The following is a 549-nucleotide window of genomic DNA, read 5'->3' on the forward strand; positions in this document are numbered from 1 at the left end:
TCGTGGGCGAGAAGGTGGCGCGGCTCGTGGAGCGCGCGACCGACGAGCGCCTGCCGGTGGTGATCTTCACCGCGTCGGGCGGCGCGCGCATGCAGGAGGGGCTCGTATCGCTCATGCAGATGGCGAAGGTTTCGTGCGCGCTCGCACGCCATGCCGAGGCGGGGTTGCCGTACCTCTCGGTGCTCACCGACCCAACCACGGGCGGCGTGACCGCGTCGTTCGCCATGCAGGGCGATGTGATCCTGGCCGAGCCGGGTGCCCTCATCGGCTTCGCGGGCCAGCGCGTCATCAGGGACACCATCAAGCAGGAGCTGCCCGAGGGCTTCCAGACGGCCGAGTTCGCGCTCGAGCACGGCCTGATCGACGCCATCGTGGAGCGCTCCGAGATGCGCGCGACCCTCGCGCACCTGCTGGCCATCCACCTGGCCACCGCGAGGTCGAACCGCGGCGCGCACGAGCCGGGCGACCGCGCCATCCTCGTGGACTTCCAGACGGTGCGCGACAACCTGGAGCATGGCACCGACACGTACAACACGGTGACGTACGGCC

Annotated in this window: 1 protein-coding gene; it reads left to right on the plus strand. The window is 70.3% G+C overall.

Annotated elements, in window-relative coordinates; genetic code table 11:
* A partial coding sequence (locus DMP11_RS10150) for an acetyl-CoA carboxylase carboxyltransferase subunit beta (RefSeq protein ID WP_268935269.1) occupies positions 1-549 on the plus strand: 549 nt, incomplete at both ends.

The sequence above is a fragment of the Parvibacter caecicola genome, from assembly GCF_003725335.1.
Lineage (GTDB): Bacteria > Actinomycetota > Coriobacteriia > Coriobacteriales > Eggerthellaceae > Parvibacter > Parvibacter caecicola.